Here is an 8032-nt window from a genome sequence, read left to right as displayed (position 1 = left end):
GGGGGTTTTTGTGTGCGCGCGGCGGGGGGGTGGGGGTGGTTTTGTGGGGGGGGGTGGGGGGGGGGCGGTGGGGCCCGCCGCGGGGCGGCCCGCCCCCCGACAGAGGGATCAGTGTTTTTCACCAATCGGTAAAATGGTGCGGTCAAACTGTTCGTTCAGCACTTCACCCATTGCCAGGTAAATAGCGCTTGCGCCGCACACCAGGCCAATCCAGCCTGCTACGTGAACGATGCCTTCGTTATCCGCCAGGTGGCCAATCGCCAGCAGGGCGAACAGCACGGTCAGGCTCAGGAAGACGAACTGCAGTGCGCGGTTGCCTTTCAGGGTGCCGAAGAACATGAACAGGGTGAAGACGCCCCACAGGCCCAGGTAGACGCCCAGGAAGTGGGCGTTTGCCGCGTCTGCCAGGCCCATTTTAGGCATCAGCAGGATGGCGACCAGGGTCAGCCAGAACGAGCCGTAAGAGGTGAAGGCGGTTAAGCCGAAGGTGTTGCCTTTCTTATATTCCAGCAGGCCCGCGAAGATTTGCGCGATACCGCCGTAAAAAATGCCCATCGCCAGGATAATGCCGTCCATCGGGAACATCCCGATGTTGTGCAGGTTCAGCAGAATGGTGGTCATGCCAAAACCCATCAGGCCCAGCGGAGCCGGATTAGCCAACTTAGTGTTGCCCATAAGTCCTCAAAAAAATCATCATTAATATGGTGAAATGGTTAAACCCGCGTCAATTCTCCCTGACGGGGCGCGGCATCATAATGGGCGGCATCGACGCCGTCTATGATCTCATCAGGGTGAAATTAAAATTTTTTTTATCGTTCCCCCTTGATGGATGCCGTCGCGACCCCATCTTGTAGTCAACCGCAGTGTGTGGACCTGAAAAAAATCAAATCTGGGCAGTTGAAAAAGCACGTTCTGCCCTTATTACAGGTACACAACCACATGTTGACTGAATTTTTAGTGGAGACGTTTAGATGGGTAAAATTATTGGTATCGACCTGGGTACTACCAACTCTTGTGTAGCTATTATGGACGGCACTACTGCACGCGTGCTGGAGAACGCCGAGGGCGATCGCACCACGCCTTCTATCATTGCTTATACCCAGGATGGTGAAACTCTGGTTGGTCAGCCGGCTAAACGTCAGGCAGTGACAAACCCGCAAAACACCCTGTTTGCGATCAAACGCCTGATTGGCCGCCGCTTCCAGGACGAAGAAGTTCAGCGTGACGTTTCTATCATGCCTTACAAAATCATCGCGGCAGATAACGGCGATGCGTGGCTTGATGTGAAAGGCACCAAAACGGCACCACCGCAGATCTCTGCTGAAGTGCTGAAAAAAATGAAGAAAACCGCTGAAGATTATCTGGGTGAGCCGGTAACTGAAGCTGTTATTACCGTTCCTGCTTACTTCAACGATGCTCAGCGTCAGGCAACTAAAGATGCTGGCCGTATCGCAGGTCTGGAAGTAAAACGTATCATCAACGAACCAACCGCGGCTGCGCTGGCTTACGGTCTGGATAAAGAAGTCGGCAACCGTACTATCGCGGTTTACGACCTGGGTGGTGGTACCTTCGATATCTCTATTATCGAAATCGACGAAGTTGACGGCGAAAAAACCTTCGAAGTTCTGGCAACCAACGGTGATACCCACCTGGGTGGTGAAGACTTCGATACCCGTCTGATCAACTACCTCGTTGACGAGTTCAAGAAAGATCAGGGCATTGACCTGCGTAACGATCCGCTGGCAATGCAGCGCCTGAAAGAAGCCGCTGAGAAAGCGAAGATCGAACTGTCTTCCGCTCAGCAGACCGACGTGAACCTGCCGTACATCACTGCAGACGCGACCGGTCCTAAACACATGAACATCAAAGTGACCCGTGCGAAACTGGAAAGCCTGGTAGAAGACCTGGTGAACCGTTCTATCGAGCCGCTGAAAGTTGCACTGCAGGATGCTGGCCTGTCTGTATCTGATATCCAGGACGTTATCCTGGTGGGTGGTCAGACTCGTATGCCAATGGTTCAGAAGAAAGTGGCTGAATTCTTTGGTAAAGAGCCACGTAAAGACGTGAACCCGGACGAAGCGGTTGCTATCGGTGCTGCGGTTCAGGGTGGCGTTCTGACCGGTGAAGTGAAAGACGTACTGCTGCTGGACGTTACCCCGCTGTCTCTGGGTATCGAAACCATGGGCGGCGTGATGACTGCGCTCATCAACAAAAACACCACCATCCCAACAAAGCACAGCCAGGTGTTCTCTACCGCTGAAGACAACCAGTCTGCGGTAACCATCCATGTGCTGCAGGGTGAGCGTAAACGTGCGTCTGATAACAAATCTCTGGGTCAGTTCAACCTGGATGGTATTAACCCGGCACCGCGCGGCATGCCGCAGATCGAAGTCACCTTCGATATCGATGCTGACGGTATCCTGCACGTGTCTGCGAAAGACAAAAACAGCGGTAAAGAGCAGAAGATCACCATCAAGGCATCTTCTGGCCTGAACGAAGCGGAAATCGAAAAAATGGTTCGTGATGCCGAAGCTAACGCGGAATCCGACCGTAAGTTCGAAGAGCTGGTTCAGACCCGTAACCAGGGTGACCATCTGCTGCACAGCACCCGTAAGCAGGTTGAAGAAGCGGGCGATAAACTGCCAGCGGAAGACAAAACTGCTATCGAAGCTGCACTGAGCGCGCTGGAAACGTCTCTGAAAGGCGAAGACAAAGCGGATATCGAAGCGAAGATGCAGGAGCTGGCACAGGCTTCCCAGAAGCTGATGGAAATCGCTCAGCAGCAGCACGCACAGCAGCAGGCGGGCGCTGACGCTTCTGCGAACAACGCGAAAGACGACGACGTTGTCGACGCTGAGTTCGAAGAAGTTAAAGACAAAAAATAATCGCCCTGATGCAGGGTAATTAATCGGCACGGGCGTAGGAGAACTCTCCACGCCCGTGCTCGCATGTTAAGGGGCTTAAAAAAACCAATGGCAAAGCAAGACTATTACGAGATTTTAGGCGTTCCGAAAACTGCGGAAGAGCGTGAAATCAAAAAGGCGTATAAGCGCCTGGCCATGAAATTCCACCCGGACCGTAACCAGGGTGACAAAGAGGCTGAAGCAAAATTTAAAGAGATCAAAGAAGCCTACGAAGTCCTGACCGATGCACAAAAACGTGCGGCCTATGACCAGTACGGCCACGCAGCCTTTGAACAGGGCGGCATGGGCGGCGGTGGATTCGGTGGCGGCGGCTTTGGCGGCGGTGCGGATTTCAGCGACATCTTTGGCGATGTGTTCGGCGATATCTTTGGCGGCGGTCGTGGTCGTCAGCGCGCGGCGCGCGGCGCAGACCTGCGCTACAACATGGATCTCACTCTCGAAGAGGCCGTTCGTGGCGTCACGAAAGAGATCCGTATTCCGACGCTGGAAGAGTGTGATGTTTGCCACGGCAGCGGCGCGAAGGCGGGTACCCAGCCACAGACCTGTCCAACCTGTCACGGCTCCGGCCAGGTACAGATGCGTCAGGGCTTCTTCGCGGTACAGCAGGCCTGTCCGCACTGTCACGGTCGCGGTACGCTGATTAAAGATCCGTGCACCAAGTGTCACGGCCATGGTCGCGTTGAGAAAACCAAGACCCTGTCCGTTAAGATCCCGGCTGGCGTTGATACGGGCGACCGCATCCGTCTGGCGGGTGAAGGTGAAGCAGGCGAGCACGGCGCGCCGGCAGGCGATCTGTACGTTCAGGTTCAGGTGAAACAGCACGCCATCTTCGAGCGTGAAGGCAACAACCTGTACTGTGAAGTGCCGATCAACTTCGCGATGGCGGCTCTCGGCGGTGAAATCGAAGTGCCGACGCTGGACGGTCGCGTCAATCTGAAAATCCCTGGCGAAACCCAGACCGGCAAGCTGTTCCGCATGCGCGGCAAAGGCGTGAAATCCGTTCGCGGTGGTGCTCAGGGCGACCTGCTGTGCCGCGTCGTCGTGGAAACGCCGGTTGGCCTGAACGACAAGCAGAAACAGCTGTTGAAAGAGCTTCAGGAGAGCTTTGGCGGCCCAACGGGCGAGAAAAACAGCCCGCGCTCCAAAAGCTTCTTTGATGGCGTCAAAAAATTCTTCGATGATTTGACCCGCTAGTTCGTTAGCTGGTGTTCATCTTCAAAAAGCCCGGAAGCGATTCCGGGCTTTTTTTATTTGCCGATATCGATCGGTAAAACTGAGTCTATACTCAATATTAATCTGTTTTTGCCGAGCTATTTGGCTTGGTATTATGGTTTTATCGAGGTATTGTTGTAAAAGAGAGAACATAAATGAAATTACTACACCGTTTCTTTAGCAGTGAGGCGTCCGGTGGTGTGATCCTGATTATTGCCGCGGCGGCCGCGATGGGGCTGGCTAACCTGGGCATGACCCGCGATCTCTATCACGCATTTCTGGAAACACCCGTCGAGCTGAAGGTCGGGGCGCTGGAAATTAACAAGAACATGCTGCTGTGGATCAACGATGCGCTGATGGCGGTGTTCTTCCTGTTGGTAGGACTGGAAGTTAAGCGCGAGCTGGTGCTCGGCTCGCTCGCCAGCCGCCAGCGCGCGGCGTTTCCGGTGATCGCTGCCATTGGCGGGATGGTCGTTCCGGCGCTGCTCTTTCTCGCATTTACCTGGCAGGATCCTGTCGCGCGTGACGGCTGGGCTATCCCGGCCGCAACGGATATCGCCTTTGCGCTCGGTGTCTTAGCCCTGCTCGGTAGCCGCGTTCCGGTTGCGCTGAAAATCTTCCTGATGGCGCTGGCGATTATTGATGACCTGGGCGCCATTGTGATTATCGCGCTGTTCTACACCAGCGATCTGTCGATCCTGTCCCTGAGCGTGGCCGCCGGGGCGATTGCAGTGCTGGCGCTGCTGAACATCTTCAATGTTCGCCGCATCGGTATCTATATTCTGGTGGGGATGGTGCTGTGGACGGCAGTGCTGAAATCCGGCGTGCACGCCACGCTGGCAGGCGTGATTGTCGGCTTCTTCGTGCCGCTTAAGCCGCAGGACGGAAAGTCTCCCGCTAAACAGCTGGAACACGTACTACATCCGTGGGTCGCCTTTATGATCCTGCCGCTGTTTGCGTTTGCCAATGCGGGCGTTTCCCTGCAGGGCGTTACGCTGGACGGGCTGACGTCTGTCCTGCCGCTGGGCATTATTGCCGGGCTGTTTATCGGTAAGCCACTGGGGATCAGCCTCTTCTGCTGGCTGGCGCTGAAGATGAAGCTGGCGTCGTTGCCGAACGGTACAAGCTTTGGTCAGATTATGGCCGTCGGCGTGCTGTGCGGCATTGGATTTACCATGTCGATCTTTATCTCGACGCTGGCGTTTGGCGCAAACGCGCCTGAGCTCATCGTCTGGGCGAAGCTCGGCATTCTCATCGGGTCATTACTGGCCGCAGTGATTGGCTATACCTTGTTGAAGGTGAAGTTGTCCGGACAGGCCGTCCAGGCATAGCGGAACACCGGGAGGAGGCGATCCTTCTCCCGATACACACTCAGGGAGAGAAGACGCGATGTCTCATTTAAATTACAACCATCTGTACTACTTCTGGCACGTCTATAAACAGGGCTCGGTCGTGGGGGCCGCAGAGGCGCTTTACCTGACGCCGCAAACCATCACCGGGCAAATTAAAGCCCTGGAAGAACGTCTGCAGGGCAAGCTCTTCAAGCGAAAGGGCCGTGGGATTGAGCCGAGCGAGCTGGGTGAACTGGTTTTCCGCTATGCGGACAAAATGTTCACCCTGAGCCAGGAGATGCTGGATATCGTCAACTACCGCAAAGAGTCGAACCTGCTCTTTGACGTGGGCGTGGCGGATGCGCTCTCCAAACGGCTGGTGAGCGGCGTGCTGGATGCCGCCGTGGTAGAGGATGAACAAATCCACCTGCGCTGCTTTGAATCCACCCACGAGATGCTGCTGGAGCAGCTGAGCCAGCATAAGCTGGACATGATTATCTCGGATTGCCCCATCGACTCCACACAGCAGGAGGGGCTGTTCTCGGTGAAAATTGGCGAATGCGGCGTGAGCTTCTGGTGCATCAATCCACCGCCGGAGAAACCTTTCCCGGCCTGTCTCGAAGAGCGTCGCCTGCTGGTGCCGGGAAGGCGTTCCATGCTGGGACGCAAGCTGCTGAACTGGTTTAACTCACAGGGGCTGAACGTGGAGATCCTCGGTGAGTTTGACGATGCGGCGCTGATGAAAGCCTTCGGCGAAGCGCATAATGCGATCTTCGTGGCACCAACGCTCTATGCGCACGATCTCTATTCAGACGATAAGATTACGGAGATTGGCAGGGTAGATAACGTGATGGAAGAGTACCACGCCATATTCGCCGAAAGGATGATTCAGCATCCGGCGGTGCAGCGAATCTGCAACCGTGACTACTCGTCGCTATTTACGCCACCGGCATTCTGAAGACATAAAAAAACCCGCGTTAAGCGGGTTCTTTAAACAAGCAACAACAAGTGGCGATTAAGCCAGTTTGTTGATCTGCGCGGTCAGGTTTGCTTTATGACGCGCTGCTTTGTTTTTGTGGATCAGACCTTTAGCAGCCTGACGATCCACGATTGGTTGCATTTCGTTAAATGCGTTCTGCGCTGCAGCTTTGTCGCCAGCTTCGATTGCTGCGTATACTTTCTTGATGAAAGTACGCATCATAGAGCGACGGCTTGCGTTGTGCTTACGAGCCTTTTCAGACTGAACGGCACGTTTCTTAGCTGATTTGATATTAGCCAAGTCCAACTCCCAAATATGTTCTATGTGGACAATTCAAAGGCCGAGGAATATGCCCTCTTTGCCTTCTTTTGTCAATGGATTTGTGCAAATAAGCGCCGTTAATTAGCGACGCTACGTTACGTAGTGATGGCGCAGGATTCTACCAGCTTGTCTTTCGTGAATACAGCCTTTCGGCGTAAAAATCGCAGTTCACGGGCAGATTTTTTCGCTGTGAAAGGTCAGCCTGATGAAATCATTACGGCTTTCTGTTTTGCGCGAACAATCGCCGGTTAACCTTAACCGCTGTACAAGGTATACTTTGGCGATTTTCACTGTTTTGAGCCAGACATGAAGCTGATACGCGGCATACATAATCTCAGCAGAGCCCCACACGGGTGCGTGCTGACTATTGGTAATTTCGACGGCGTGCATCGTGGTCATCAGGCGCTGTTGCAGGGATTGCGTAAAGAAGGGGAGGCCCGTGGCCTGCCCGTTGTGGTGATGATTTTCGAGCCACAGCCGCTGGAGCTGTTCGCGGGCGATAAATCTCCCGCCCGCCTCACTCGCCTGCGCGAAAAGTTGCGCTACCTGGCAGAGTCCGGCGTGGACTACGTATTGTGCGTGCGTTTCGATCGTCGCTTTGCCGCACTGACAGCACAAAATTTCGTCAGCGACCTGCTGGTTAAGCGTCTTGGCGTACAGTTTCTCGCCGTGGGGGATGATTTCCGCTTTGGCGCTGGTCGTCAGGGCGATTTCTTGCTATTACAGAAGGCTGGTCTGGAGTACGGTTTTGACGTCACCAGCGCGATGACCTTCTGTGAAGGCGGCGTGCGCGTCAGCAGCACGGCGGTGCGTCAGGCGCTGGCTAATGATGAACTGGAGACGGCAGAAACTCTGCTGGGACATCCATTTACCATCTCTGGCCGCGTGGTCCATGGCGACGCGCTGGGCCGCACGATAGGTTTCCCGACGGCGAATATACCGCTGCGTCGTCAGGTTTCCCCGGTTAAAGGGGTCTATGCGGTGGAAGTAGCAGGACTTGGCGATAAGCCGTTTTACGGCGTTGCCAACATTGGCACGCGTCCGACCGTTGCCGGTGTGCGTCAACAGCTAGAAGTGCACCTGCTGGACGTTGTAATGGACCTTTATGGTCGCCATATAGATGTGATACTGCGTAAAAAAATACGCAACGAGCAGCGATTTGCTTCGCTGGATGAACTTAAGGCGCAAATCGCGCGAGATGAATTGACGGCCCGCGAGTATTTTGGGCTATAGAACCGGCTTAACTGCCTACGTGATAAATACGG

7 protein-coding genes and 1 pseudogene are annotated in these 8032 nt (G+C 54.7%); 6 read left to right on the top strand and 2 right to left on the bottom strand.

From position 1 onward, the window contains the following. Positions 1 to 108 precede the first annotated feature (108 nt). Entirely contained in the window at positions 109 to 675 is a 567-nt protein-coding gene (gene satP, locus URZ40_RS20065; protein ID WP_061099280.1) for an acetate uptake transporter, read from the bottom strand. Positions 676 to 971: 296 nt separating this feature from the next. Between satP and dnaK the strand changes: the two genes are divergently transcribed. The 4 genes from dnaK to nhaR all read left to right on the top strand — a co-directional run bounded on the left by dnaK (position 972) and on the right by nhaR (position 6425). Continuing rightward, positions 972 to 2885 carry a molecular chaperone DnaK gene (gene dnaK / locus URZ40_RS20060; protein ID WP_163330292.1) on the top strand — a complete coding sequence of 638 codons (1914 nt, stop codon included), beginning with the start codon at positions 972 to 974 and terminating at the stop codon, positions 2883 to 2885. Between the two features lie 87 nt (positions 2886 to 2972). Then, positions 2973 to 4118, top strand: a complete 1146-nt coding sequence (dnaJ, locus tag URZ40_RS20055; RefSeq protein ID WP_008502040.1) for a molecular chaperone DnaJ — start codon at positions 2973 to 2975, stop codon at positions 4116 to 4118. A gap of 173 nt (positions 4119 to 4291) precedes the next feature. After that, positions 4292 to 5467, top strand: a complete 1176-nt coding sequence (gene nhaA, locus URZ40_RS20050) for a Na+/H+ antiporter NhaA (RefSeq protein WP_116342428.1) — start codon at positions 4292 to 4294, stop codon at positions 5465 to 5467. Between the two features lie 58 nt (positions 5468 to 5525). Further along, positions 5526 to 6425, top strand: coding sequence for a transcriptional activator NhaR (nhaR, locus tag URZ40_RS20045; RefSeq protein WP_176608739.1), 900 nt, complete (start codon positions 5526 to 5528; stop codon positions 6423 to 6425). Between the two features lie 57 nt (positions 6426 to 6482). Here nhaR and rpsT read toward each other — a convergent pair whose 3' ends face one another. After that, entirely contained in the window at positions 6483 to 6746 is a 264-nt protein-coding gene (gene rpsT, locus URZ40_RS20040) for a 30S ribosomal protein S20 (protein ID WP_003856458.1), read from the bottom strand. 101 nt (positions 6747 to 6847) lie between these two features. On the opposite strand from rpsT, the pseudogene URZ40_RS20035 reads away from it, so the two are divergent. Together URZ40_RS20035 and ribF are read left to right on the top strand one after the other, a co-directional pair. Continuing rightward, positions 6848 to 7066, top strand: a pseudogene (locus URZ40_RS20035) (DUF2575 domain-containing protein). Positions 7067 to 7073: 7 nt separating this feature from the next. After that, the gene (ribF, locus tag URZ40_RS20030; RefSeq protein WP_116342430.1) at positions 7074 to 8000 is read left to right on the top strand and encodes a bifunctional riboflavin kinase/FAD synthetase; all 927 of its coding nucleotides are present in this window, start codon (positions 7074 to 7076) and stop codon (positions 7998 to 8000) included. Positions 8001 to 8032: the final 32 nt, after the last annotated feature.

The organism is Enterobacter sp. 296B2, from assembly GCF_034106185.1.
Classification (GTDB): Bacteria; Pseudomonadota; Gammaproteobacteria; order Enterobacterales; family Enterobacteriaceae; genus Enterobacter; species Enterobacter cloacae_N.
The sequence above is the reverse complement of the archived record's forward strand: the minus strand, read 5'-3'. Positions and strand labels throughout refer to the sequence as shown.